Below are 25,090 nucleotides of genomic sequence, written 5' to 3'. Positions count from 1 at the left end.
GCTGGTGCCATGATCGGGGCCGTGCCGCCCCGTCCCGTCATCGAGCTCGTCGGTCGCGACGAGGAGGTCGAGCGCGTCTCGGCCGCGCTCGGCACCGACGGCGAGGGCGGCGCGGTCCTCGTCGGCGGCGACGCCGGCATCGGGAAGACCGCCCTCGTCGGGCGGCTCGTCGCCCGGGCCGCCGACCGCCGCGTCCTCGTCGGCCACTGCGTCGGCGAGGTCGGCACGAGCCTGCCGTACCTGCCCTTCGTCGAGGTGTTCGCCGGGCTCGACGCCCGCGAGCGCGCGCTCGTCGACGACCTCGTCGAGGCCCACCCGGGCCTGGTGCCGCTCGTGCCCCGGCTCGCCGCCGGCGCCCGGGGCGACGCCGTCCGGGCCGACCTCGTCGAGGCCGTCCACGGCGCCCTCACCGACCTCGGCCGGCGCGGTCCCGTCCTCCTCGTCGTCGAGGACGTCCACTGGGCCGACGAGTCGACCCGCGAGCTGCTGACCCTCCTCTTCACCCGCGGCGGGCCCGACGGCGTCGGCCTCCTCGCCACCTACCGGAGCGACGACGTCCACCGCCGCCACCCGCTGTCGGCGGCCCTCGCCGTGTGGTCGCGCCTGCCCGGCCTCACCCGCGTCGACCTGGGCCCGCTGCCCGACGCCGCCGTGGGGCGCATCGTCCGGCGCGGGGGTGAGGCCCTGTCCCCGCGCGTCGTCGACGACCTCGTCCGCCGGGCCGAGGGCAACGCCTTCTTCGCCGAGGAGCTCGCCGCGGCGGTCCGCTCCGGGGCCCGCGACGCCGAGGACCTCCAGCGCCTCCTCCTCGCCCGCGTCGACCAGCTCACCGACGCGGCCCAGGGCGTGGTGCGGGTGGCTGCCGTCGTCGGGCGCCGGGTGCCACACGTCCTCCTCGAACGCGTCGCCGCGGTGGAGCCCGCCGTCCTGCGCGACGCCCTGCGCGCGGCGGTCGAGCACCACGTCCTCGAGCCGTGGGGCGACCGCGGCTACGAGTTCCGGCACGCCCTGCTCGCCGAGGCCGTCCTCGACGACCTCCTGCCGCACGAGCGCCTCCAGCTCCACCGGGCCTGCGCCGACGCCCTCCTCGACGACCCGTCCCTCGGCAGCGAGGCCGACCTCGCGCGCCACGCCCTCGCCTCCGGTGACCGCGAGCTCGCCCTCACCGCGGCCGTGCGGGCCGGCGACAGCGCCCGCCGGATGGGCGGTCCGGCCGAGGCCCTCGCCCACTACGAGGCCGCCCTCGGCCTCCTCGGACCCGGCCCCACCGACCCGCGCGAGGGCCACGAGCTGACCCTCAGGGCCGCCGCCGCCGCCAACGCCGCAGGGCGCCCGATGCGGGCCGCGGCCCTGCTCCGCGCCCGGCTCGCCACCGGCGAGCCCACGCCGTACGAGCGCGCCGCCCTCCTCGGTGGGATCGCGTTCGCGTCACGGATGACCGAGGAGCGCGTCGACCGGCTGGCCCTCACGGCCGAGGCCCTCGAGCTGATCGACGACGACGCCCCCGTCGGCCTGCGGGTCGGGGTGCTGACCCGCCGCGCCGAGGCCCTCATGGACTCCGACGCCACGACCGAGGCGCTCGAGGTCGCCGACGAGGCGATGGCCCTGGCCGTCGAGCACGACCTCAGCGTCGACCGCACCGACCTGTCCTCCATCCTCGCCCGCCTCAGCGAGGTCGCCGGCGACCCCGTCGAGTCGATCCGCCGGCTCGAGGGCGTCGTCGCCGAGTGGCGCGACGTCCCCGACCTCGCGCTCCTGCGGGCCATGCACGTCCTCGCCGGGGTCCACTACCGGCAGGGCCAGTTCGACGCCGCCCTCGCCGGGTTCGAGCGCACCGTGGCCGAGGCCCGCCGGGTCGGGCTCGCTTCGTCGGTGTGGGGGAGCGACGCCCGGTCGTTCGCCGTGACGACCGCCTACGAGATGGGCGACTGGGACCGCGCGCTCGAGCTCGCCGACGACGCCGCGACCAGCGGCCTGTCCTCCTCGGCCCTCGCCGGTGTCGAGGCCGCTGCCGCCTGCGTGCGCGCCGCCCGCGGGACGGCCACCGCCGACGAGCTGCTCGCCGCCTCTCGCCCGTGGTGGGGCGAGGACGGGCGGATCGCGGTCCAGTCGGGGTCGGCGGCCGTCGAGGCCCTGGGCCGTGACGGCGACGTCGACGGTATGCTCGCGCTCCACGACGAGGTCGTCGGCTTCCTCCGCGAGCTCTGGGGCATCGGCCGGGTGGCGGTCGAGGTCCGGCTGGCCGCCGTCGCCCTCGGCCACCTCGCCGGTGCGGTCCGCGGCGCGTCCCCGGCACGGCGCGAGGCCGGGCTGGCACGGGCCGACGGCCTGCGCGAGGCCGCCGAGGCCGTCTGGGGACCCGGGTCCACCCTGCCGACGCCGACGCTCGAGGGCCGGGCGTGGGAGGCGCGGGCCCGGGCCGAGTGGCTGCGGGTGCGCTGGGCCGGCGGCGACGACATCCCGCCCGAGGACCTCGTCGGCGCCTGGCGAGAGGCCGTGGCCCTGTTCGAGGAGCGGGCCGAGCCCTACGAGGTCGCGCGCTCGCGGCAGCGGCTGGCCGAGGTGCTCGCGGCCTGCGGCGACCGGGGCGCCACCGAGGTCCTCGACCTCGCCCGCGACGCGGCGCGCGCCCTCCGAGCGCGTCCGCTCCTCGACGCGCTCGACCGCGTCGACCGTCCCGCGGCGGCCACCGGCCTCACCGCCCGCGAGGCGGAGGTGCTCGCGCTCCTCGCCGAGGGGCGGTCGAACGGCGAGATCGGGCGGGCCCTCTTCATCAGCACGAAGACGGCCAGCGTCCACGTGTCGAACATCCTCGCCAAGCTCGGCGTCGCCTCCCGTGGCGAGGCCGTGGCGGTCGCCCGTGCCGACGGGCTGCTCGAGGGCTAGCGCCCGGCGTTGCGCGGGTGGTTGCGGGCCCGGCGCTCGTTGCCGCGCCGGTAGTTGCCGGTGACCCGGGCCATCAGCTCCTGCGGGTCGCCACGCTCGACGTCCTCGAGGAAGGCCGCCGCCCTCGCCCCCCGGAGCACGGTCGCCCGTCCGCCGTGGTGGGTGATGACGACGTCGTCGCCCCGGCGGGTGAACTCGAAGCCGGTGGGCCCGGGCACCCGGATCAGCGCTCCCGCAGGGCCAGCTGCCCCCGGGTGAGGGCGACGACGAGGAGGGTCGCGCCGAGCATGTGCGCGACGACGAGGGCCTCGGGCAGTCCGGTGAAGTACTGGACGTAGCCGACGGCGCCCTGCGCGAGGGTGACCCCGAGGACGACGAGCCACGCGCGCCCGGGACCCGGGTGGTCGGTGCTCGTGAGCCGGGCCGCGAGCCAGGTGGCGACGACGAGACCGAGGAAGAGCATGACGACGTCGGCGTGGACCCACGAGATGGTGCGGGCGTCGAGACCGAGGCGGGCCGGCTCCTCGGCGTCGCCCGAGTGCGGGCCGGAGCCGGTGACGAGGGTGCCGAGCAGGAGGACGACGCCGCCGACCGCGCTCGTCACCCAGGCCAGCCGCCCGACGAGGGCCGGGACGAGCGGGCGCCGGGGGGCGTCGGACTCGGCGCGGGCGAACCACAGGTAGGCCGACGCCGCGACGAGGAGCATCGAGACGAGGAAGTGCGCCGCGACCGTGGCGGGGTTCAGGCCCGCGAGGACGGTGATGCCGCCGAGGACCGCCTGGACGAGGACCCCGACGAGGACCCCCACCGCGGCGACCTTCATCGGCCGCCGCGCGGCCCAGAGGAAGACGACGACGACGGTCGCGAGCGCGAGGAGGCCGAGGACCCCCGTGAGGGTCCGGTTGCCGAACTCGATGTACTTGTGGATCCCCTCCGCCTGCTCGACGGTCGGCGTGATCGACCCCTCGACGCACTCGGGCCACGTGGGGCAGCCCAGACCGCTGCCGGTCACCCGCACGAGCCCGCCGGTCACGACGATCCCGACCTCGGCGACGAGGTTGGCGAGGAGGACGGGACCGAGCCACAGCGGGGCCGGTGCAGTCCCCGTCGGGGCGTCGACGGTGGTGCGGGTGCTCGTCACGGCGTCAAGACTACGGCGCGTCGTGCACCGTGCCGCCGCGGCCCCACGTCCCGCCGCGACCGCGGGTCACAGGGTGGGGGAGGCGTTCGCGACGAGCTCGCGGGCCAGGTCGGGGAACCAGGTCCCGGCCGCGGGGTCGACGACCCCGCGGACCGGGTCGGTCGGCCCCGCGGTGCCGCGGTGGCACTGCCCGTCGGACTCCCCGGGCACCTTCACCCAGAGGAACGCGTCGGCGAGGGGGTCGCCCGTGATGGTCGTCGGGCGGGCCCCCAGCCCTCGTCCGACGGGGTTGCACCAGGTCTCCGGATCGGACAGCGACGGGTCCGGGACCCAGGGGCCCCGCCCGTTGCGGCTCGTGTCGACGACGAAGTGGGGCATCCGCGAGGGGTCCGGCGTCAACCGGGCCGCGGCGTAGAGGTCGGCGAACGCGCGGTCGGTGCGCTCCCACGTCGACTCGTCGTCGGGGGACGCGGGACCGTACTGGCTCGGGCAGGCCGCCGGGTCGAGACCGCCGCGCCGCACGAGGTCGACGCACTGCGAGACCCACCGCCCGAACCGCAGCTGGCGGCCCGTGGTCTCGAAGTTCGACACGTTGAGGAAGAACCCGTCGGCCGCCCCGATGTTCGCCCGGATCAGACGGTCGGCGACGTCACCGACCGAGAGCCACCCCGAGTGGGTGCCGTCGAGGTAGACCGACGTCCGCTGGAGGTCGAGCAGGGAGACGGCGCGGCTCAGCGCCGAGAAGCGATCGGTGGCAGCCCTCGCGGGGTCGGCGCCCTCGGGACGGCACCAGCCCTCCTCGCCGGTGACGGAGGTGAACCACGGGACGATGCCGAGGCCGTCGGGCTCGAGGACGACGACCGCCGGGTCGCGCCCGATGCCCTTGGCGAACGCCGACACCCAGGCGAGGTACTCGGCGGCCGTCCGGGCCCCTCCGGCGGAGTAGGCCCCGCAGTCACGGTGGGGGAGGTTGTAGGCCACGAGGACCGGGACCTCCCCGGCCGCCCTGGCGCGGGACACGACGGACGCGACCTCCGAGCGGACCTCGTTCGGCGTCCCGCCGGTGAACCACGTGGCCCCCGGGAACGCGGCGAGGGCGAGGGCGTCCTGCCGGGCCTGTCCGGTGAGGCCGGCCGCCGCGGAGGCGGTGGTGCTCGCCGGGTTGGTCCACAGCGGGGTGCCCGGGGCGATCACGGGAGCGGTCCCGCCACGGACGGGGGCGGCGGTGGCGGTCGGGGCACGGTGGGCCTCGGTCCCCAGGACGGCGGCGAGCACGGCGAGGCACCCGGCGACGACGGCAGCGCGAGGCCGCGGTCGAGCGAGGTGAGCGAGCACGTGGTGCCTCCGTGGGTCAGCCCCCTGCCCCGGTGGTGTCGTGCGCCGACCGCCCCCCGGGCGGCTCGATGGCGCCCCCCAAGAGTCGGTGCTCCACTCCTGCCGCGCAACCGGATCGCCGTCTCCGTCGCCAAAGCTGACCGTTCGGTCGACCCTCAGCCCGACCAGCGGAAGGACCGCGTGGCCACGGCGGTCGCTCCCAGGCCCCACAGGACCAGCACGCCCCACGGGCCCCACGCCCACCCGCCGTCGACGAGGGCGGCGCGCAGCGCGTCACCGAGCGCGCCGGACGGCAGCAGGCGCGCCACGGTGTCGAGCGGGGCCGGCAGCGAGGAGGTCGGGACGAGCGTCCCCAGCCCGAGGAGGACGACCCAGACGAGGTTGGCCACGGCGAGGACGGCCTCGGCCCGCAGCACCCCCGCGAGCAGCAGTCCCAGCGCCACGAACGCCACGGCACCGACGAGGAGGGAGACGAGCGCGGGCAGCAGTCCGGCCACGGCCGGTCGGGCGCCGAGGACCAGGGCGAGCGCGCCGAGGACGAGCACCTGGACGGCGAGGACCGCGAGGACGGCGAGGAGCTTCCCGGCCAGGAGGCCTCCGCGGCCGAGCGGGGTGGAGCCGAGCTGGCGGAGCACGCCCGAGCGGCGGTCGAAACCGGTGGCGATGGCCTGCCCGGTGAACGCCGTGGACACGACGGCGAGGGCGAGCGTGCCGGCGAGGGCGACGTCGACCCGGGGGCCGGGCCCGAGGTCGGGGACCGATGCGAGGGCGAGGCCGAGCAGGGCCAGCGCCGGCAGGAGGAGCGAGACGAGCAGCTGCTCCCCGTTGGCGAGCAGGGTCCGCGTCTCGAACACCGCCCGGGACATGACCCGGCGCCGGGGCGCCGCGGCGGCGGTCACCGCGCGACCCCCGTCGTCAGGGAGAAGTAGACGTCCTCCAGCGACCGGTCCCCGCGGACGGCCGCGAGCGTGCCGTTGGCGACGACCCGGCCCGCGGCCATGATGACGACGCGGTCGGCGATCCGCTCGGCCTCCTCGAAGGAGTGGGTCGTGACGACGACGGCCGCTCCCCGCGCGGCCTCCTCGCGCAGCAGCGCCCACACGTCGAGCCGGGCGTGCGGGTCGAGCCCGGCGGTCGGCTCGTCGAGGAAGACGACGTCGGGCCGGGCGAGGAGGGCGGCCGCCAGGGACACCCGCTGGCGCTGGCCCCCCGACATCCGGCGCACCGTCGTGCCGGCGAAGCCGTCGATGCCGAGGCGGCCCACGAGCTCGTCGACGCGGCGGGGCCCGGCATAGAGGTCGGCGAGGTGCTCGAGCAGTCGGAGCGGGCGCACCGTCGTCGGGAGCCCTCCGTCCTGGAGCATGACGCCGACGCGGGCCCGGTGGTCGGCAGCGGCCCGCCACGGGTCGGCGCCGAGGACCCGCACCTCTCCGGAGTCGGGACGGCCCAGGCCCTCGAGGCACTCGATCGTCGTCGTCTTGCCGGCGCCGTTGGGCCCGAGGAGGGCGGTGACCTCGCCCGCGGCCGCGCCCCACGAGGCCCCGTCGACGGCGGTGACCGGACCGAACGCGCGACGCAGCTCGCGCACGTCCACTGCACCGGCCATGGTCGGACATCCTAGGCTGGCGCCCATGCCACGCATCGACCGGGAGGCCGCCCCCGCCACGGCGGTGGCCGCCGCACCCGCCGCCCTCGCCCTGCTCGCCGGACGACCCCGGACGGCGGCGGTCCTGGCGCTGCTCCCGGCCGCGGTGGCGGCGTTCTTCCGCGACCCCGACCGCACGCCCGACTCCCGCACCGTCCCCGTCGACGACGTCCTGTCGCCGGCCGACGGCAAGGTCATGTACGCGGGCGGCGGCCAGGACGGCGTGGCCCCGGCGGGGGAGTGGCAGCAGGTGAGCATCTTCCTGTCGGCCTTCGACGTCCACATCAACCGCGCGCCCTACGGCGGCCGGGTCGTCGAGGTCGTCGAGCGGCCCGGCAAGTGGCTGGCCGCGTACAAGCACGAGAGCGCCCACCTCAACGAGCGCAGCGACATCACGGTCGAGCGGGTCGTCGGCGACGAGGTGCGCCGGGTCCACTTCCGGCAGATCGTCGGCCTCATGGCCCGCCGGGTCGTGACCCGCGTGTCCGTCGGTGACGAGCTCGCCACCGGTGAGCGCGTCGGGCTGATGAAGTTCGGCTCGCGGATGGACGTCTTCGTCCCGCCCGAGTGCGACCTCCTCGTCCGCGAGGGCCAGCGCGTCGTCGCGGGGGAGACCGTCATCGCCCGCTGGACGCGCCCGGTCCGGGTGGGGGCGTGAGCACGCCGGCGGCACCCGGCCGTCGTCGCCTCCTCGGCCGCTGGCGCCTCGTCTCCCCGACCGGCGCCAAGGTCGTCTCGCTGCGCCAGCTCCCCAAGCGCGAGCGGGCGAGGCTGCTGGCCCCCAGCGCCTTCACGACGCTCAACATGATGAGCGGCCTGTCCTCGGTCCTCCTGGCGTTCCGCGGGCACTTCACCCTCGCGGCCGCCCTCATCGCCGTCTCGATCGTCCTCGACATCGCCGACGGCTTCGTCGCCCGGCTCATCGGGGCGACCTCGCCGTTCGGGCTCCAGCTCGACTCCCTGGCCGACCTCATCTCCTTCGGCCTCGCCCCGGCCGTCCTCATCCACACCTGGGCCCTCGACGAGTGGCCGGTCCTCGCCTGGCTCGCGGCCTTCCTCTGGCTGTCGTGCGCGGCGTTCCGGCTGGCCCGGTTCAACGTGACGATCGACCCGACGGCCGACAAGCGCTACTTCGTCGGCCTGCCCTCGCCCGGGGCGGCGGCCGTCGTCATGGCGACGATCCTCGCCCTCGACTCCCCGCACTGGGGACCGGGCACGGGCCCGTGGCGGGCGTGGTTCCCGCTGCTCGTCTCCGTGGTCCCGGCCCTGCTCATGGTGATGACGGTGCGGTTCCGCTCCTTCCGCAACCTTCTCCAGCCGACGACGCCGGGGAGCAGGGCGGCGACCGCGGCGGTGGCCGTGGCCATCGTCGTGGGGCTGGTCCTCGCCCCCGGGCTCACCGCGCTCGTCGTCGCCTACGGGTACGTCCTCACGGCGCCGCTCGGGGTGCTGTCCGCGCCGGTGCGCGAGCGGCTCTTCGGGACGGGGTCCGTCGCGCCCCCCCGCACGCGGATGCCGTCGGTGTTCCTGCCCATCGACGAGGACGCCGAGGAGGACGATGAGCTCGAGGACGACGGCTACTGCCCGCCCGAGGACGTCGCCGGCGTCCCGCCGGCGACGCCCTCCACTCCGCCCCCCGCCGCGACCTGACCTACCGGCGAGGGAGCGTGCCGAGGGTTAGGTCACCCTTCCTTTGACGTCCGCAGGCAATTACCTAACATGGGTGTGTGGTTAATGCCGACGTCCACGTCCTCGAGTCGCGAACCCGCGACCGGGTGCTTCGCGTCGTGAGCCAGGAGGGGCCGGTGAGCATCGCCGGCCTCGTCGAGCGGCTCGGGCTCACCGAGACGGCCGTCCGGCGCCACGTCGACGGCCTGGCCGCCGACGGGCTCGTCGAGGCGCGCGAGGCGTCCGGCCCCCGCCGTCGTGGCCGCCCCGCCCGCTCGTGGGTCCTCACCGAGCACGGCCACCGCGCCCTCGTCAGCGACTACGACCACCTCGCCGGGGAGGCGCTGCGCTTCATGCGCTCCACCGTCGGCGAGAGCGCGGTCAAGGCGTTCGCCGAGCAGCGCGTCGCGGCCCTCGAGGAGCGCTACGCCGACCGGCTCGACGCCGCCGGCGACTCCACCGCCGAGCGGGCCGACGCCCTCGTCGAGGCCCTCAACGCCGACGGCTTCGCGGCCTCCGCCCGCCCCGTGGGCCTGCCGGGGAACAGCGGTCCCGGCGCCGGGGTTCAGCTCTGTCAGGGGCACTGCCCCGTCCAGCACGTCGCCACCGAGTTCCCCGAGCTCTGCGAGGCCGAGACCGAGGCCTTCTCCCGCCTGCTCGGGGTGCACGTCCAGCGCCTCGCCACCCTCGCCCACGGCGACCACGTCTGCACGACCTTCGTCCCCACCTCGACCACGTCCCCGACCACGACCCCCGAGAGGCCCACGTCATGACGAGCCACATCGAAGAGCTCAACCCCGGTCTGAAGGACCTCGGCACCTACGCCTTCGGCTGGGCCGACAGCGACACGGCCGGCGAGACCGCGCGCCGTGGGCTCAACGACGAGGTCGTCCGCGACATCTCGGCGCGCAAGAACGAGCCGCAGTGGATGCTCGACCTGCGCCTGAAGTCGCTGCGCCTGTTCGGCAAGAAGCCGATGCCGACGTGGGGCTCGGACCTGTCGGGCATCGACTTCCAGAACATCAAGTACTTCGTGAAGTCCACCGAGAAGCAGGCGACCTCCTGGGAGGACCTGCCCGAGGACATCAAGAACACCTACGACCGCCTCGGCATCCCCGAGGCCGAGAAGCAGCGCCTCGTCGCCGGCGTCGCCGCCCAGTACGAGTCGGAGGTCGTCTACCACCAGATCCGCGAGGACCTGGAGGAGAAGGGCGTCATCTTCGTCGACACCGACACGGGCCTGCGCGAGCACGAGGACCTGTTCCGCGAGTACTTCACCTCGGTGATCCCCGCCGGCGACAACAAGTTCGCCTCGCTCAACACCGCCGTGTGGTCGGGCGGCTCGTTCATCTACGTCCCGCCGGGCGTCCACGTCGACATCCCGCTCCAGGCCTACTTCCGGATCAACACCGAGAACATGGGGCAGTTCGAGCGGACCCTCATCATCGCCGACGAGGGCTCGTACGTGCACTACGTCGAGGGCTGCACCGCGCCGATCTACAAGTCCGACTCGCTGCACTCCGCGGTCGTCGAGATCGTCGTGAAGAAGAACGCCCGCGTCCGGTACACGACGATCCAGAACTGGTCGAACAACGTCTACAACCTCGTCACCAAGCGCGCCACGTGCGCCGAGGGCGCGACGATGGAGTGGATCGACGGCAACATCGGCTCCAAGGTGACGATGAAGTACCCCGCCGTCTTCCTCCTCGGCGAGCACGCCCGCGGCGAGACCCTGTCGATCGCCTTCGCGGGCGAGGGCCAGCACCAGGACGCCGGCTCGAAGATGGTCCACGCCGCCCCGAACACGAGCAGCTCGATCGTCAGCAAGTCGGTCGCGCGTGGCGGTGGCCGCACGTCCTACCGCGGCCTCGTCCAGATCCTCGAGGGCGCCCACGGCTCGAAGAGCTCGGTCGTCTGCGACGCGCTCCTCGTCGACACGATCTCCCGCTCCGACACCTACCCCTACGTCGACATCCGCGAGGACGACGTCCAGATGGGCCACGAGGCCACGGTCTCCAAGGTGTCCGAGGACCAGATGTTCTACCTCATGTCCCGAGGCATGTCGGAGGAGGAGGCCATGGCGATGATCGTCCGCGGCTTCGTCGAGCCGATCGCCAAGGAGCTCCCGATGGAGTACGCCCTCGAGCTCAACCGGCTCATCGAGCTGCAGATGGAAGGAGCAGTCGGCTGATGTCGCTGCTGACCCCCCAGCGCCCCTCCGCGGGTGCCTACACCGACAGCGCCGCGACGATGGTCCCCGACCAGTCGCGCGCCGAGCGGACGACGTCGTTCACCGTCGCCGACTTCCCGACGCCCCACGGGCGCGAGGAGGAGTGGCGGTTCACGCCCGTCGACCGCCTCGGGGTGCTGTTCCGCGACGAGCCCACCGGCCACCGGCTGCGGCACGCCGAGGAGCTGCCCGAGGGCGTCACCACCTCGACGCTCAGCCTCGCCGAGGCGCGCGCCGCGGGCATCCCCGCCCCCGGTGACCGCGCCGCCGCGGTCACCGCGGCCCACAGCGACGGCGTCCTCGTCGTCGACGTCCCGGCCGACGCCGAGCTCGACGCCCCCGTGCGCCTCCGGCTCACCGGCGAGGGGCTGGCGGCCCACGGCCACCTCCTCGTGCGGGTCGGTCGCTTCGCCCGGGCCACCGTCGTCCTCGAGCACGCCGGCACCGCCGAGTACGGCGAGCTGCTCACCGTCCTCGCGGGGGACGGGAGCGAGGTCACGCTCGTCTCCGTCCAGGAGTGGGACGACGCCAGCCACCACCTCGCGCAGCACGACGTCGTCGTCGGCCGCGACGCCTCGGTGCGGCACATCGCCGTGACCATCGGCGGCGGCATCGTGCGGATGAACACCAACGCCTCGTACGCCGGCCCCGGTGGCTCCTTCGAGGGCCTCGGCGTCTACTTCGCCGACGCCGGCCAGCACCTCGAGCACCGGCTCTTCGTCGACCACGAGGCCCCGCGCTGCACGAGCAACGTCGAGTACAAGGGCGCCCTGCAGGGCGAGACCGCGCACACGGTCTGGGTCGGCGACGTCCTCATCCGCGCGGCGGCCGAGGGCACCGACACCTACGAGCTCAACCGCAACCTCGTCCTCACCGAGGGCGCCCGCGCCGACTCGGTGCCGAACCTCGAGATCGAGACCGGCGAGATCGTCGGGGCCGGGCACGCCTCCGCGACAGGGCGGTTCGACGACCAGCAGCTCTTCTACCTCATGGCGCGCGGCATCCCCGAGGACGAGGCGCGCCGCCTCGTCGTCCGCGGGTTCTTCGCCGGCGTCGTCGCCCGCATCGGCGTCCCCGAGGTGCAGGACCGCCTCATGGAGGCCATCGAGCTCGAGCTCACCGGGGGCGCCGCATGAAGTCCCCACGAAGTTCTTCCCCCGCTTCGCTCCTCCAGATACTTCGCGAGGACCCCAGATGAGCGAGCAGCTGACCGACACCGGCTTCGTGCGGGTCTGCCGCCTCGACGAGCTCCCCGCCGTCGGGGCCGCCCTCGCCGAGGTCGAGGGCCGGCGCGTCTCCGTCGTCCGCACCGACGACGGCGCCGTGCACTGCGTCGACGACACGTGCAGCCACGCCAACGTCTCGCTCTCCGAGGGCGAGCTCGACGGCTGCACGCTCGAGTGCTGGCTCCACGGGTCGCGTTTCGACCTCCGCACCGGCGAGCCCACGGGCCCGCCGGCCATCGTCCCCATCGCCGTCCACACCGTCCGCATCGAGGGCGACGACGTCTACGTCGCCCTGTCCGAGGAGATCTGAACCATGTCCACCCTTGAGATCAAGGACCTGCACGTCAGCGTCGACACCGAGGAGGGCGCCAAGGAGATCCTCCGCGGCGTCACCCTCACCATCGAGTCGGGCCAGACCCACGCGATCATGGGCCCCAACGGGTCCGGCAAGTCGACCCTGGCCTACTCGGTCGCCGGCCACCCCAAGTACACGATCACCTCGGGCACCGTCACGCTCGACGGCGAGGACGTCCTGGCGATGAAGGTCGACGAGCGCGCCCGCGCCGGCCTCTTCCTCGCGATGCAGTACCCCGTCGAGGTCCCCGGTGTCTCGGTGTCGAACTTCCTGCGCACCGCGAAGACCGCGGTCGACGGCGAGGCCCCCAAGCTGCGCACCTGGGTCAAGGACATGAAGGGCGCCATGACCAACCTGCGCATGGACCCCTCCTTCGCCGAGCGCAACGTCAACGAGGGCTTCTCGGGCGGCGAGAAGAAGCGCCACGAGATCCTCCAGATGGAGCTGCTCCGCCCGAAGATCGCGATCCTCGACGAGACCGACTCCGGCCTCGACGTCGACGCGCTGCGCGTGGTCTCCGAGGGCGTCAACCGCGCCAAGGAGAACACCGGCGCCGGCGTCCTCCTCATCACGCACTACACGCGGATCCTGCGCTACATCAAGCCCGACTTCGTCCACGTCTTCGTCGACGGCCGGATCGCCGAGGAGGGCGGCCCCGAGCTGGCCGACCGCCTCGAGGCCGAGGGCTACGACCGCTTCCTCCCCGAGCCGGCGACGGCTGCCGTCGAGGCCTGAGATGTCCGCCGCCCCCTTCACCGACGAGGAGCTGACCGCCCTGCGGTCCCAGTTCCCCATCCTGGCGCGCACGGTGCGCGGGGGGCACCCGCTCGTCTACCTCGACTCGGGTGCGACCTCGCACAAGCCCGTTCGCGTCCTCGACGCCGAGCGTGACTTCTACGAGCGCACCAACGCGGCGGTCCACCGCGGCGCGCACCAGCTCTCCGAGGAGGGCACCGACGCCTACGAGGCGGCCCGCGACACGATCGCGCGCTTCATCGGTGCGGCGGCCGACGAGGTCGTCTTCACCCGCAACGCGACCGAGGCGATCAACCTCGTCGCCTACGCCTTCACCAACGGCACGGCCGGTGGCGGCGGCGGGCGCGGCGACCGGTTCACGCTCGGGCCCGGTGACGAGGTCCTCGTCACCGAGATGGAGCACCACGCCAACCTCGTCCCGTGGCAGGAGGCGTGCCGCCGGACCGGTGCCACCCTGCGCTGGGTGCCGCTGACCGGCGACGGCCGGCTCGACCTCACCGACCTCGACTCGCTGCTCACCGAGCGGACCAAGGTCTTCGCGTTCACCCACGTGTCCAACGTCCTCGGGACGCTCAACCCGGTGCACGAGCTCGTCGCGCGCGCCCACGCGGTGGGGGCGCTCGTCGTCCTCGACGCGTGCCAGTCGGTGCCGCACCTGCCGGTCGACGTCACCGACCTCGACGTCGACTTCCTCGCCTTCTCGGGGCACAAGATGTTCGCGCCGCTCGGGATCGGGGTCCTCTGGGGCCGCGCCGGGCTCCTCGACGAGATGCCCGTCTTCCTCACCGGCGGCTCGATGATCGAGACCGTCACCATGGAGGGGTCCACCTACGCGCCGGCGCCGCAGAAGTTCGAGGCCGGCGTGCCGGTCGCGGCCCAGGCGGTCGGGCTGGCCGCCGCGTGCGACGTCCTGAGCGAGCTCGGCCTCGACCGGGTCCACGCCCACGAGCAGGCGCTGACCCGCCGTCTCGTCGAGGGCCTGCGCGCCCGGTCGTGGGTCACGGTCCTCGGCCCCGAGGACCTCTCCGAGCGCGGGGGAGCGGTGGCGTTCGTCGTCGACGGCGTCCACGCCCACGACGTCGGCCAGGTCCTCGACGACCGCGGCGTGGCCGTGCGTGTCGGGCACCACTGCGCGTGGCCGCTGCACCGGGCGCTCGGCGTCCAGGCCAGCTCGCGCGCGTCGTTCGCGGCGTACACGACGCCGGCCGAGGTCGACGCCCTCCTCGAGGCGCTCGACCGCGTCCCGGCGATGTTCGGGCTCGAGGTGGCGGTGTAGATGGACCTCTACCAAGAGCTCATCCTCGAGCACTACAAGCGGCCGGTCCGCGCGGGTCTGCGCGACCCGTTCGAGGCCGAGGTCCACCACGTCAACCCCACGTGCGGCGACGAGGTGACCCTGCGGGTCCACCTCACCGGGACCGGCGACGAGGCCGTCGTCGAGGACGTCTCGTACGACGCGATGGGCTGCTCGATCAGCGTCGCCGCCGCCTCCATCCTCGCCGAGGAGCTGACGGGCGAGTCGGTCTCGCACGCCCGCGAGACCGTCGAGGCGATGCGCTCGATGCTCACGAGCAAGGGGCAGGACCCCGGCGACGAGGAGCAGATCGGCGACGGCGTCGCCCTCTCCGGCGTCGCGAAGTACCCCGCCCGAGTCAAGTGCGCCCTCCTGTCGTGGATGGCCTTCACCGATGCCCTGCACCAGGCGCAAGGAGCGAAGAACCGATGACCCAGACCAGCAGCCAGGCCAACGTCGCCGACGTCGAGGAGGCCCTGCGTGACGTCGTCGACCCCGAGCTCGGGATCAACGTCGTCGACCTCGGTCTCGTCTACGGGATCACCGTCGATGGCCAGAACCACGCCGTCATCGACATGACGCTCACCTCGGCCGCGTGCCCCCTCACCGACGTCATCGAGGACCAGACGCAGCAGTCCCTCGAGGGCCTCGTCGCCTCGTACCGGGTCAACTGGGTCTGGATGCCGCCGTGGGGTCCCGACAAGATCACCGACGACGGCCGCGAGCAGCTGCGCGCCCTCGGTTTCAACATCTGAGGTGAGCACCCGCCTCGTCGAGGTCGCGCCCGCGCGGCTCGACGGCTGGCTCGCCCGCTTCGCGGAGAACAACCCCGACGGCCCCCAGCGGGTCGTCGGGGTCTCGCGTTTCGACCACGACCCGCTCGCCGTCCTCCTCGTCCGGCGCGGCGGCTACGCCGTGGGGGTGGCCACCGCCGGTGACCTCACCGCCCGCAAGGTCGGGACCCGCCACGTCCAGTCGCGCACGGCCGCCGGCGGCTGGAGCCAGCAGCGGTTCGCCCGCCGCCGCGCCAACCAGGCCGACGCCCTCGTCGGCGCGGTCACCGAGCACGCCGTGCGGCTCCTCGCCGGGTCGCGGGCGCAGGGGCTCGTCGTCGGCGGCGACCGGGCGCTCGTCGTGGCGGTCCTCGAGGACGAGCGGCTCGCGTCGTTGGTCGACCTGCCCCGTCGGGAGCTCTTCGACCTGCCCGACCCGCGGGCCGACGTGCTGCGCACCGCGGTCGAGCGGGGGCGCGCGGTGCGGGTCACCATCGACGAGTGAGGGCGGGCTAGCCTTCGAGGATGAACCGCACGGTGGCCCTCGTCCTCGGTGTCGTCCTTCTGCTCGTCGGGGTCCTGTGGACGCTCCAGGGCCTCGGGGTCGTCGGGGGGAGCCCGATGTCGGGCGTCACCCTCTGGGCCGTCGTCGGACCGGTCGTGGCGCTGCTCGGCCTGCTGCTCGCGGTCGTCGGCGGCCGCCGGGGGCCCGGAGCCGGCTGACACCCGGGCATTGACCGCGTCGGCGGGCGTTGGGACGCTGGCTGCGACACGTCCATCCGACCTCCGGCCCGAAGGGTGCCCCGATGGCGACGGCGACACGACACGACGCGGGGCTCGCGCGCTCCCTCACCGTCTCCTTCGGTGCCGTCGCCGTCCCGGGCGTCGTCGGGGTCTCCGGCCTCGGGGTCGCGCGCGACGCCGTCGAGTTCCGTGAGGGGAACGACCCCACCGGCGGGGTGCGGCGGCTGCCGGGCCGGCTCCTCGGCGGGGACGTCACCCTGTCCCGGCCGCTGACGACCGACCAGACCTTCGAGTCCTGGATCCGCGGACCGGGTCCCGAGGGGGCGGTGGTCGCCACGCGCGAGGTCCGCATCCGCTTCTTCGACCGGGCCGGCTCGCCGGTGCGGGGCTACCGCCTCGTGGGGGCCTGGCCCCGGCGCCTCGAGGTCACCGGGTCGACCCTCCCGGGGTCCGTCGGTCTCCTCGAGCTGCTCGTCGTCTCGTACGACACCTGCGTGACCGAGGCCTGACCCCGCCCCCGCGGCCCCTCGGGGGCACGCAGGAGGGGCCGCGACCGTCACCGTCGGTCGCGACCCCTCCGCGGTGCGTCAGAAGATGTAGATGAGCAGGGCGATGATGAGCAGCACGCCCACGATCGTCCAGATGAGACCTTGGTTTCGCATGACGGTCCGCCTCTCGGTAGGGGTCACGGGCGGGTGGCCCGGATCCTGACGATAGGGCTCCCGCGCCCCGCGGCGGGGGTTGCGTGCAGACCATCGTCGCCGCAGGTCAGGGGGTTTCGAACCCGCTCCCGTGGGTAGGCCCGCGCTCCCGTGCCTAGTTCACCGACTCGACGGCGAAGGTGTCGCACGTGTTGAGGTCGCCGCCCTTGTAGCCCTGGAGGAACCAGCGCTGCCGGGCCTCGGCCGAGCCGTGGGTCCAGTTCTCGGGTGACACCCGGCCCTGGGTCTTCTCCTGGATCCGGTCGTCGCCGACCGACGCCGCGGCCGACAGGGCGTCCTGGACGTCCTGGTCGGTGAGCGGCTTGAGGAATGGGGTGCCCGTGTCCTCGTCCTTGACGGTGGCGGCGTGGTGGGCCCAGACGCCGGCGAAGCAGTCGGCCATCAGCTCGATGCGCACGCCGCCGGACTCGGGTCCCTGCGGGTCCTGCTGGGCGCGTCCGAGGAGCCCGAACTGGTCCTGGAGGGCGTGGCCGTACTCGTGCGCGACGACGTACTCCTGGGCGAGCGGGCCGCCGCTGGAGCCGAACTGGCTCTCGAGGATGTCGAAGAAGCTCGCGTCGATGTAGACGCTCTTGTCGAGCGGGCAGTAGAAGGGGCCGACCTGGTTGCTCGCCGTCCCGCAGGCCGACTGGGTGCTCCCCGTGTAGAGCACGGTCTGGGTCTCCTGCCACTCCTTGCCGAAGCGCGGGAGCTCGCCGCTCCAGAAGGCCTGCACGGAGTTGACCGTGGCCACCATCCGGCACTCGACGCTGCGGTTGGCGTCGGCGCCGGTCTTGCAGTCGTCGAAGGCGCCGGAGTCGGTCTCGCCCCCGGGCTGGACCTGTCCCTGGTCGGGCTGCCCGCCGCCCGTGGGCAGGTCACTCGGGTTGATGCCGAAGATGAGGGCGAGGACGAGCATGATGATGCCGCCGATGCCGCCGCCGACGGCGATGCCTCCCGGACCGCCCCCGCCGCCACCCGAACGCACCTGACCGGTGTCGAGGGTGACGTTGTCGTTGAAGCTCATGCGGGCCTCCGTCGCCGAGGTGGGTGGACCGCGGACAGTGCGGCGCCACCTAGACTAGGGGGCGCCACCGCCCGCCGGGTGCTCCCGTAGCACCGGCGCCGAGCGTGTCCGAACCACCCACCGAAGGGCCCTGTCGTGATCACCGCTGCCTCCGTCGAGCTGCGCGCGGGCTCCCGCCTGCTCCTCGACGGCGCGTCGTTCCGCGTGGCGCCCGGTGACCGGATCGGGCTCGTGGGGCGCAACGGCGCGGGCAAGACGACCCTGACGAAGACGCTCGCAGGCGAGACGATCCCCGCGGCGGGCACGATCACCCGCTCGGGTGAGGTCGGCTACCTCCCGCAGGACCCGCGCGGCGTCGACCTCGACCTGCTGGCCCGCGACCGCGTCCTGTCGGCGCGCGGGCTCGACACGATCGTGCGCGACCTGCGCGCCTCCACCCACGCGATGGGGGAGGAGACCGGCGAGAAGCAGGAGCGGGCGATGCGCCGCTACGCGCGGCTCGACGCCGAGTTCACCGCCGCCGGGGGCTACGCCGCCGAGTCGGAGGCGGCCTCGATCGCCGCCGCGCTCGGCCTCGACGAGCGGGTGCTCGGACAGACGCTCGGCACCCTCTCGGGTGGCCAGCGTCGAAGGATCGAGCTCGCCCGGATCCTCTTCTCGGGGGCCCAGACCCTCCTCCTCGACGAGCCGACCAACCACCTCGACGCCGACTCCATCGCGTGGCTGCGTGACCACCTCAAGGGCTACCGCGGCGGCCTCGTCGTCATCTCGCACGACGTCGACCTCCTCGACGCCGTCGTCAACAAGGTCTTCCACCTCGACGCGAACCGGGGCGAGCTCGACCAGTACTCGCTGGGCTGGAAGGCCTACCTCCAGCAGCGCGAGACCGACGAGCGGCGCCGCAAGCGCGAGCGGGCCAACGCCGAGAAGAAGGCCTCGGTCCTCATGGCCCAGGCCGACAAGATGCGCGCCAAGGCGACCAAGACCGTGGCGGCGCAGAACATGGCCCGTCGGGCCGAGCGGCTGCTCTCCGGCCTCGAGGCCGAGCGCGCCCACGACCGCGTGGCCCGGCTGCGCTTCCCCAAGCCCGCGTCGTGCGGCAAGACCCCGCTGCGGGCGAGTGGCCTGTCGCGCTCCTACGGCTCGCAGGAGGTCTTCACCGACGTCGACCTCGCCATCGACCGCGGGTCGCGCGTCGTCGTCCTCGGCCTCAACGGTGCCGGGAAGACCACGCTGCTGCGGATGCTCGCCGGCGTCGACGACCCCGACACGGGCCAGGTCGAGCCCGGGCACGGCCTCAAGATCGGCTACTACGCCCAGGAGCACGAGAACCTCGACGTCGGACGCACCGTCCTGCAGAACATGAAGAGCGCGGCCCCCGACCTCGGCGAGACCGACGTCCGCAAGGTCCTCGGGTCCTTCCTCTTCACCGGTGACGACGTCGACAAGCCGGCCGGGGTCCTCTCTGGCGGCGAGAAGACCCGGCTGTCGCTGGCGCTCCTCGTCGTGTCGTCGGCCAACGTGCTCCTCCTCGACGAGCCGACGAACAACCTCGACCCCGCGTCGCGCGAGGAGATCCTCGGGGCCCTGCGGACCTACGAGGGCGCCGTCGTCCTCGTGACGCACGACGAGGGCGCGGTCGACGCCCTCGAGCCCGAGCGCATCCTCCTGCTCCCCGACGGGGTCGAGGATCTCTTCAGCGCCGACTACCGCGACCTCGTCACCCTCGCCTGACGCCGTCCCCGGCGCAGCGCCCCCGGTCATACTGCGGGGATGACCCGTGGGCGAGCGAGGACCGTCGTGGTCGCCGCCGTCGGAGTGCTGCTCGCCGTCGGTGCCTGCACCGCGCCCGACCCGGCGGTTCGCGCGAGCCCGGACCCCTCCCGCTCCACGCCCAGCCCGGTGCCGCCGTCGCCGGCGCCGACCGTCCAGCCGACGGCCGCGGCGTCGGTGCGCTTCTCGGCGCTGGGGGACATCGGGTCGACGGAGGCGGCCTCCGCGGTCCTGCGCTCGATCGCCGCCCGGGACGACGACTTCACCCTCGCCCTCGGCGACCTGTCCTACGGCGAGGACGGGGAGGAGGACGCGTGGTGCCGCTTCGTCACCCGTCGGGTCGGTGCCGCCCACCCGTTCCAGCTCGTCTCCGGCAACCACGAGTCGGACGGCCCCGACGGCGACATCGACCGTTTCGTCCGCTGCCTCCCGAACCGCCTGCCCGGCCTCGTCGGCGACTACGGGAGGCAGTGGTACGTCGACCGGCCGACGGGGACGCCGCTCGTCCGGGTCGTCATGATCTCCCCGTCGCTGGACTTCGGGCGGGGGCCGTGGTCGTACGACGAGGGCACCCCCCACCACGACTGGCTGCGGGACGCGGTCACCGGTGCCCGCCGAGCCGGCATCCCGTGGGTGGTCGTCGGGATGCACAAGCCCTGCCTCAGCCTCGGGGCCTACGCCTGCGACCCCGGGCGGGACGTCGTCGACCTGCTCCTGGAGACCGGGGTCGACCTCGTCCTCACCGGCCACGAGCACCTGTACCAGCGCACCGTGCCGCTCTCGCTCGGGTCCGGCTGCGCCACCGTGCGCCCGGGGCGTTACGACCGGGACTGCGTCGCGTCCTCGGGTGGGACGACGTTCGTCACCGTGGGGACCGGTGGCACCCGGCTGCGCGCCGTGGACCGGTCGGACGACGAGCGCCGGTACTTCGCCGCAATGAGCGGCGCGAACGCCGACCCCTCGCACGGGTCCCTCGACGTCGTCGTGACGGCGGACCGCCTCACGGCGACGTTCCGGGCGGTGGGGCGCGGCAGGTTCGGCGACCGCCTCGTCCTCGACCGGGTCGACAGATAGGTAACCGTGTGGTTACCTATCTGTCGTGGACGCCTTCGATGCCATCGCCGACCCGGTCCGCCGCGCCCTGCTGACGACGGTGTCGCAGGGGAGCGCGCGGGTCGTCGACCTCGCCGCGGCGCACCCCATCAGCCGACCGGCCGTCAGCAGGCACCTGCGCGTCCTCACCGAGGCCGGCCTCGTCACCGTCGACGCCGTCGGGCGGGAGCGGCACTACCGGCTGCGGCCCGAGCCGCTCGACGACGTCCGCACCTTCCTCGACGCCCTCGCGTCGAGCACCCGGCGCCCGCCGGTGACCCCGGAGGCGCTCGACGCCCTCGACCTCGAGGTGCGCCGGGTCGGGCGCGACCGACGCGACGGGCCGTCCACCGAGGCGACGACCACCACGACCACCACGACCACCCCCACCGAGGAGACCGCATGAGCACCGACGACCGGATCGACACCACCGACACCACCGCCACGACGACCCACGAGCCCGCAGGACGGCGTGAGGACCGGGACGGGAGCCCCTTCGTCGTCCTCGAGCGGACCTTCCGGGCCCCCGCGAGCGACGTCTGGGCCGCGGTGACCGAGCCGGAGCGACTCCAGCGCTGGATCGGGACCTGGTCGGGCGACCCCGCCACGGGGCAGGTCGAGTTCCTCATGACGGCCGAGGGCGACGAGGTCGACCCAGCGCGCACGACCATCCACGAGTGCGACCCGCCGCGCCGCCTCGTCCTCAGCTGGGACGCGGGCAGCGGTGGCGGTGGCGTCTGGCACCTCGAGCTCGACCTCGCCGAGGCGTCGGGCGCGACGACCCTGACCTTCGCCCAGCGCATCCCGGACCTCGCCACCGGGCGAGACGTCGGCCCGGGCTGGGAGTACTACCTCGACCGGCTCGTCGCCGCCGAGTCCGGCGGCGACGTCGCATCGGTCGCGTGGCCGGAGTACGAGGGCATGCTCGGGTACTACGCGGACCTGTTCGCGGACCTCGGCGGAGCCGAGAGGGTCAGCCCGGGATCGCCGGCAGGCGGGTGAGCGCCTGCGCCACGGCCTCCTGCAGCTCGGTGTCCTCCCACGTGTGGTCGACGAGGTCGCCGCGCAGGTAGGCGTCGTACGCCGGGAGGTCGAGGTGCCCGTGTCCGCAGAGCGCCGTGAGGATGACCTTCTCCTCGCCGGTGTCGATGCAGCGGATCGCCTCGTCGACCGCCGCGGCCAGCGCGTGGGTCGGCTCCGGCGCCGGGACGATGCCCTCGGTGCGCGCGAACAGCACGCCGGCGGCGAAGCAGTCCTTCTGCGTCTTGGCGACCGCCTCGATGTGGCCCTGGTCGTAGAGGTGGCTGATGAGCGGGCTCATGCCGTGGTAGCGCAGGCCGCCGGCGTGGATCGGGTCCGGGATGAAGTCGTGGCCGAGCGTGTGCATCTTCAGCAGGGGGGTGAGGCCGGCGACGTCGCCGAAGTCGTAGGCGTAGGTGCCCTGGGTCAACGAGGGGCACGACGCCGGCTCGACGGCCCGGATGACCGGCCCGGCGCCGCCGGCCGCGAGCCTCTCGCGGATGAACGGGAAGGTCAGCCCGCCGAAGTTCGAGCCGCCGCCGGTGCACCCGACGATGAGGTCGACGGCCTCGCCGACCTTCGCCAGCTGGAGCAGGGCCTCCTCGCCGATGATCGTCTGGTGGAGCAGGACGTGGTTGAGGACCGAGCCGAGCGCGTAGTTCGCCGTGGGGTCCTGTGCGGCCATCTCGACGGCCTCGCTGATGGCGACGCCGAGGCTCCCCGGTGACGACGGGTCGGCGGCGAGGATGGCGCGCCCCGCCTCGGTGAGGTCCGACGGGCTCGGGTGCACCGTGCCGCCGAAGGTCTCCATCATGATCTTGCGGTAGGGCTTGGCGTCGAAGGAGGCGCGCACCTGCCAGATCTCGCACTCGAGGTCGAACTGCGCGCACGCGAAGGCCAGAGCCGTGCCCCACTGGCCCGCACCGGTCTCGGTCGTGAGCCGACGGATGCCCGCCCTGGCGTTGTAGTACGCCTGCGGCACCGCGGTGTTCGGCTTGTGCGAGCCGGCGGGTGAGACGCCCTCGTACTTGTAGTAGATGCGCGCGGGCGTCCCGAGCGCCTTCTCGAGGCGGTGCGCACGGTACAGCGGGGAGGGCCGCCACAGCCGGTAGACGTCCTGCACCTCCTGGGGGATGTCGACGTACTGCTCGGTCGTCACCTCCTGCGCGATGAGGTCCATCGGGAAGATCGCGGCGAGGTCGTCGGGGCCCACCGGCTGGCCCGTGCCGGGGTGCAGCGCCGGCGGGGGAGGCGTCGGGAGGTCGTGGAGGATGTTGTACCAGCGCGTCGGCATCTCGTCCTCGTCGAGCAGGACCTTGTGGCGCAGCGGTGCGGTCACGGGCGTTCCTCCGTCTCGGCCCACCCACGTCGGCGGGGAACCGCCATCCTCCCGACGCGGCGAGGTCGACCACAAGGGCCTGCCCACGATGCGCGGCTCGAGGGCCCCGGACGCGGAACAGGTGTCGGCGCGCGGTGGTTGACTCACCGGTACCCCGAGGACGAGGAGCAACACCGGTGAGCATGCAAGGGTGGCAGGCGCTGCACAGCCTGAGCAGGGACGCGAGCGTCAAGGAGCGTCGCCTGACCCCCGGCACGACCCGGAGGGTGCTCGGCTACGCGCGCCCCTACAAGGTCGCGATCGCCTGGTTCCTCGGGCTCGTCGTCGTCGAGTCCGTCCTCGTCGTCGCCACGCCCCTGCTGCTGAAGTCGCTCATCGACGACGGGATCGTCCCCAAGGACTCCGACGTCGTCGTGCGCCTGTCGCTCGTCGTCGCGGGCCTGGCCGTCGTCAGCGGGGCCCTGACCCTCGTCGAGCGGTGGTTCTCCGCCCGCATCGGCGAGGGGCTCATCTACGACCTGCGCACCGAGGTCTTCTCCCACGTGCTGCGCCAGCCCGTCGCCTTCTTCACCCGCGCGCAGACGGGCGCCCTCGTCACCCGGCTCGGGAACGACGTCATCGGGGCCCAGCAGGCCTTCACCTCGGTGCTGTCCAGCGTCGTGAGCAACGCGATCACCCTCGTGCTCATCGTCGGCGCGATGGCCTCGCTGTCGTGGCAGCTCACCCTCGCGGCGCTCGTCCTCGTCCCGTTCTTCCTCGTCCCGGCGCGCCTCATGGGCCGGCGCCTCGCGAGCCTGGCGCACGAGCAGATGGTGCAGAACGCCGACCTCGGCACCCGGATGACCGAGCGGTTCAACGTCGCGGGCGCCCTCCTCGTCAAGCTCTTCGGGCGTCCCACCACCGAGGATGACGAGTACGCCGTGCGGGCGGCCCGGGTGCGCGACATCGGCGTGACCATCGCCGTCAACCGGTCGGTGTTCTTCGTGGCGCTCACCCTCGTCGCCTCCCTCGCCACGGCGATGGTCTACGGCGCCGGTGGCCTCATGGCCGTCGGCGGCACCCTCACCGTCGGGACGCTCATCGCCCTCACCGCGCTGCTCGCGCGCCTCTACGGCCCGCTCACCGCGATCTCCAACGTGCGCGTCGACATCATGACGGCGCTGGTCTCCTTCGAGCGCGTCTTCGAGGTGCTCGACCTCGAACCGCTCGTCGCCGAGGCGCCCGACGCCCGTGCGGTGCCGGCCGGCCCGGTCCGCGTCGAGGTCGAGGACGTCGCCTTCTCCTACCCCTCCGCCGACGAGGTCTCGCTCGCCTCCCTCGAGAGCACCGCCACCGGCGACCGCCGGGGGAGCGGACCGGTGCTGCGGGACGTGTCGTTCACCGTCGAGCCCGGCAGCCTCGTGGCCCTCGTCGGGCCGAGCGGCGCCGGCAAGACGACGATCACCTCGCTCGTCGCCCGGCTCTACGACCCGACCTCCGGCACGGTGCGGATCAACGGCCTCGACGTGCGCGACGCCACCCTCGAGTCGCTGCACGAGGCCGTCGGGGTCGTCACCCAGGACGCCCACCTCTTCCACGACACCATCAGGGCCAACCTCGAGTACGCCGCCCCCGGGGCCTCCGAGGAGCAGATGGTCGCCGCCCTGCGCGCCGCCCAGGTCTGGACCCTCGTCGACTCGCTGCCCGCCGGCCTCGACACGGTCGTCGGCGACCGCGGGCACCGCCTGTCCGGCGGCGAGAAGCAGCGGCTGGCCATCGCCCGCCTCCTGCTCAAGGGCCCCGGCCTCATCGTCCTCGACGAGGCGACGGCCCACCTCGACAGCGAGTCCGAGCAGGCGCTCCAGCGGGCCCTCGACCACGCGCTGCGCGACCGGTCGGCCCTCGTCATCGCGCACCGGCTGTCCACCGTCCGGCACGCCGACCTCATCCTCGTCGTCGACGACGGGCGCATTGTCGAGCGGGGCACCCACGCCCAGCTCGTCGACCGGGGCGGCCTGTACGCCGAGCTCTACCGCACCCAGTTCTCCGAGGAGCTCGACGAGGTCCTCGACACCGCCGACAGCCCCGCCTGAGGCGCCTCCCCGC

Annotated in this window: 26 protein-coding genes; 19 read left to right on the top strand and 7 right to left on the bottom strand. The window is 73.8% G+C overall.

The genetic code is table 11. The annotated features are described in order from the left end of the window. The first annotated feature begins 21 nt into the window (after positions 1-21). Positions 22-2,886, top strand: a complete 2,865-nt coding sequence (locus ACFWN3_RS01485; RefSeq protein WP_377642728.1) for an AAA family ATPase — start codon at positions 22-24, stop codon at positions 2,884-2,886. Here ACFWN3_RS01485 and ACFWN3_RS01480 read toward each other — a convergent pair. The 5 genes from ACFWN3_RS01480 to ACFWN3_RS01460 form a co-directional block, all read right to left on the bottom strand. Next, entirely contained in the window at positions 2,883-3,104 is a 222-nt protein-coding gene (locus ACFWN3_RS01480) for a hypothetical protein (RefSeq protein ID WP_377642726.1), read from the bottom strand. The two genes, ACFWN3_RS01485 and ACFWN3_RS01480, sit on opposite strands and share 4 nt — an antisense overlap. A 5-nt stretch (positions 3,105-3,109) precedes the next feature. Then, positions 3,110-4,027: a heme A synthase gene (locus tag ACFWN3_RS01475; protein WP_377642725.1), complete on the bottom strand. Its 918-nt coding sequence runs from the start codon at positions 4,025-4,027 to the stop codon at positions 3,110-3,112. A gap of 66 nt (positions 4,028-4,093) precedes the next feature. Continuing rightward, entirely contained in the window at positions 4,094-5,362 is a 1,269-nt protein-coding gene (locus ACFWN3_RS01470) for a glycoside hydrolase family 6 protein (protein WP_377642723.1), read from the bottom strand. 155 nt (positions 5,363-5,517) lie between these two features. Beyond that, on the bottom strand, positions 5,518-6,261 hold the full coding sequence (locus ACFWN3_RS01465) for an ABC transporter permease (protein ID WP_377642721.1): 744 nt from the start codon (positions 6,259-6,261) through the stop codon (positions 5,518-5,520). Beyond that, entirely contained in the window at positions 6,258-6,968 is a 711-nt protein-coding gene (locus ACFWN3_RS01460; protein WP_377642719.1) for an ABC transporter ATP-binding protein, read from the bottom strand. The genes ACFWN3_RS01465 and ACFWN3_RS01460 overlap by 4 nt, the downstream gene beginning before the upstream one ends. Before the next feature lie 25 nt (positions 6,969-6,993). On the opposite strand from ACFWN3_RS01460, the gene ACFWN3_RS01455 reads away from it, so the two are divergent. The 13 genes from ACFWN3_RS01455 (at position 6,994) to ACFWN3_RS01395 (ending at position 16,562) form a co-directional block, all read left to right on the top strand. Then, positions 6,994-7,665, top strand: coding sequence for a phosphatidylserine decarboxylase (locus ACFWN3_RS01455; RefSeq protein ID WP_377642717.1), 672 nt, complete (start codon positions 6,994-6,996; stop codon positions 7,663-7,665). After that, the gene (gene pssA / locus ACFWN3_RS01450; RefSeq protein ID WP_377642714.1) at positions 7,662-8,657 is read left to right on the top strand and encodes a CDP-diacylglycerol--serine O-phosphatidyltransferase; all 996 of its coding nucleotides are present in this window, start codon (positions 7,662-7,664) and stop codon (positions 8,655-8,657) included. Before ACFWN3_RS01455 ends, pssA begins: the two co-directional genes overlap by 4 nt. 77 nt (positions 8,658-8,734) lie before the next feature. After that, positions 8,735-9,448 carry a helix-turn-helix transcriptional regulator gene (locus ACFWN3_RS01445; protein ID WP_377642712.1) on the top strand — a complete coding sequence of 238 codons (714 nt, stop codon included), beginning with the start codon at positions 8,735-8,737 and terminating at the stop codon, positions 9,446-9,448. Continuing rightward, positions 9,445-10,866, top strand: a complete 1,422-nt coding sequence (gene sufB, locus ACFWN3_RS01440; protein WP_377642710.1) for a Fe-S cluster assembly protein SufB — start codon at positions 9,445-9,447, stop codon at positions 10,864-10,866. Before ACFWN3_RS01445 ends, sufB begins: the two co-directional genes overlap by 4 nt. Further along, positions 10,866-12,041 carry a Fe-S cluster assembly protein SufD gene (gene sufD / locus ACFWN3_RS01435; protein ID WP_377642708.1) on the top strand — a complete coding sequence of 392 codons (1,176 nt, stop codon included), beginning with the start codon at positions 10,866-10,868 and terminating at the stop codon, positions 12,039-12,041. Before sufB ends, sufD begins: the two co-directional genes overlap by 1 nt. Before the next feature lie 58 nt (positions 12,042-12,099). Continuing rightward, positions 12,100-12,441 (top strand): non-heme iron oxygenase ferredoxin subunit, encoded by a 342-nt coding sequence (locus ACFWN3_RS01430; protein ID WP_377642706.1) that lies wholly within the window; start codon positions 12,100-12,102, stop codon positions 12,439-12,441. Between the two features lie 3 nt (positions 12,442-12,444). Continuing rightward, positions 12,445-13,221: a Fe-S cluster assembly ATPase SufC gene (sufC, locus tag ACFWN3_RS01425; RefSeq protein WP_377642705.1), complete on the top strand. Its 777-nt coding sequence runs from the start codon at positions 12,445-12,447 to the stop codon at positions 13,219-13,221. 1 nt (position 13,222) lies between these two features. After that, positions 13,223-14,518 (top strand): SufS family cysteine desulfurase, encoded by a 1,296-nt coding sequence (locus tag ACFWN3_RS01420; RefSeq protein ID WP_377642703.1) that lies wholly within the window; start codon positions 13,223-13,225, stop codon positions 14,516-14,518. After that, the gene (sufU, locus tag ACFWN3_RS01415) at positions 14,519-14,968 is read left to right on the top strand and encodes a Fe-S cluster assembly sulfur transfer protein SufU (protein WP_377642701.1); all 450 of its coding nucleotides are present in this window, start codon (positions 14,519-14,521) and stop codon (positions 14,966-14,968) included. It abuts the gene before it with no gap. Next, positions 14,965-15,291 carry a metal-sulfur cluster assembly factor gene (locus ACFWN3_RS01410; protein WP_377642699.1) on the top strand — a complete coding sequence of 109 codons (327 nt, stop codon included), beginning with the start codon at positions 14,965-14,967 and terminating at the stop codon, positions 15,289-15,291. Before sufU ends, ACFWN3_RS01410 begins: the two co-directional genes overlap by 4 nt. A gap of 1 nt (position 15,292) precedes the next feature. Beyond that, entirely contained in the window at positions 15,293-15,814 is a 522-nt protein-coding gene (locus ACFWN3_RS01405; RefSeq protein ID WP_377642697.1) for an acVLRF1 family peptidyl-tRNA hydrolase, read from the top strand. 20 nt (positions 15,815-15,834) lie between these two features. After that, on the top strand, positions 15,835-16,032 hold the full coding sequence (locus tag ACFWN3_RS01400) for a hypothetical protein (protein WP_377642695.1): 198 nt from the start codon (positions 15,835-15,837) through the stop codon (positions 16,030-16,032). 83 nt (positions 16,033-16,115) lie between these two features. Further along, positions 16,116-16,562 (top strand): phage tail protein, encoded by a 447-nt coding sequence (locus tag ACFWN3_RS01395; protein ID WP_377642694.1) that lies wholly within the window; start codon positions 16,116-16,118, stop codon positions 16,560-16,562. Between the two features lie 307 nt (positions 16,563-16,869). Here the strand turns inward: ACFWN3_RS01395 and ACFWN3_RS01390 are convergent, their stop codons facing one another. Beyond that, positions 16,870-17,781, bottom strand: coding sequence for a neutral zinc metallopeptidase (locus ACFWN3_RS01390; RefSeq protein WP_377642692.1), 912 nt, complete (start codon positions 17,779-17,781; stop codon positions 16,870-16,872). 135 nt (positions 17,782-17,916) lie between these two features. Here ACFWN3_RS01390 and ACFWN3_RS01385 point away from each other — a divergent pair, with 135 nt between their 5' ends. From ACFWN3_RS01385 to ACFWN3_RS01370, 4 genes are read left to right on the top strand one after another with little or no spacing between them, the layout of a single operon-like run. Continuing rightward, positions 17,917-19,515, top strand: coding sequence for an ABC-F family ATP-binding cassette domain-containing protein (locus tag ACFWN3_RS01385; RefSeq protein ID WP_377642691.1), 1,599 nt, complete (start codon positions 17,917-17,919; stop codon positions 19,513-19,515). Between the two features lie 39 nt (positions 19,516-19,554). Next, positions 19,555-20,628 carry a metallophosphoesterase gene (locus ACFWN3_RS01380; RefSeq protein WP_377642689.1) on the top strand — a complete coding sequence of 358 codons (1,074 nt, stop codon included), beginning with the start codon at positions 19,555-19,557 and terminating at the stop codon, positions 20,626-20,628. 25 nt (positions 20,629-20,653) lie between these two features. Further along, on the top strand, positions 20,654-21,052 hold the full coding sequence (locus ACFWN3_RS01375; RefSeq protein WP_377642688.1) for an ArsR/SmtB family transcription factor: 399 nt from the start codon (positions 20,654-20,656) through the stop codon (positions 21,050-21,052). Further along, positions 21,049-21,648 carry an SRPBCC family protein gene (locus tag ACFWN3_RS01370; RefSeq protein ID WP_377642686.1) on the top strand — a complete coding sequence of 200 codons (600 nt, stop codon included), beginning with the start codon at positions 21,049-21,051 and terminating at the stop codon, positions 21,646-21,648. Before ACFWN3_RS01375 ends, ACFWN3_RS01370 begins: the two co-directional genes overlap by 4 nt. Here ACFWN3_RS01370 and ACFWN3_RS01365 read toward each other — a convergent pair. Next, on the bottom strand, positions 21,620-23,005 hold the full coding sequence (locus ACFWN3_RS01365; protein WP_377642684.1) for a TrpB-like pyridoxal phosphate-dependent enzyme: 1,386 nt from the start codon (positions 23,003-23,005) through the stop codon (positions 21,620-21,622). The two genes, ACFWN3_RS01370 and ACFWN3_RS01365, sit on opposite strands and share 29 nt — an antisense overlap. A gap of 182 nt (positions 23,006-23,187) precedes the next feature. Between ACFWN3_RS01365 and ACFWN3_RS01360 the strand changes: the two genes are divergently transcribed. Further along, positions 23,188-25,077: an ABC transporter ATP-binding protein gene (locus tag ACFWN3_RS01360; protein ID WP_377645494.1), complete on the top strand. Its 1,890-nt coding sequence runs from the start codon at positions 23,188-23,190 to the stop codon at positions 25,075-25,077. Positions 25,078-25,090 lie beyond the last annotated feature (13 nt).

The sequence above is a fragment of the Oryzobacter terrae genome, from assembly GCF_042756445.1.
Taxonomy (GTDB): domain Bacteria; phylum Actinomycetota; class Actinomycetes; order Actinomycetales; family Dermatophilaceae; genus Oryzobacter; species Oryzobacter terrae.
The sequence above is the reverse complement of the archived record's forward strand: the minus strand, read 5'-3'. Positions and strand labels throughout refer to the sequence as shown.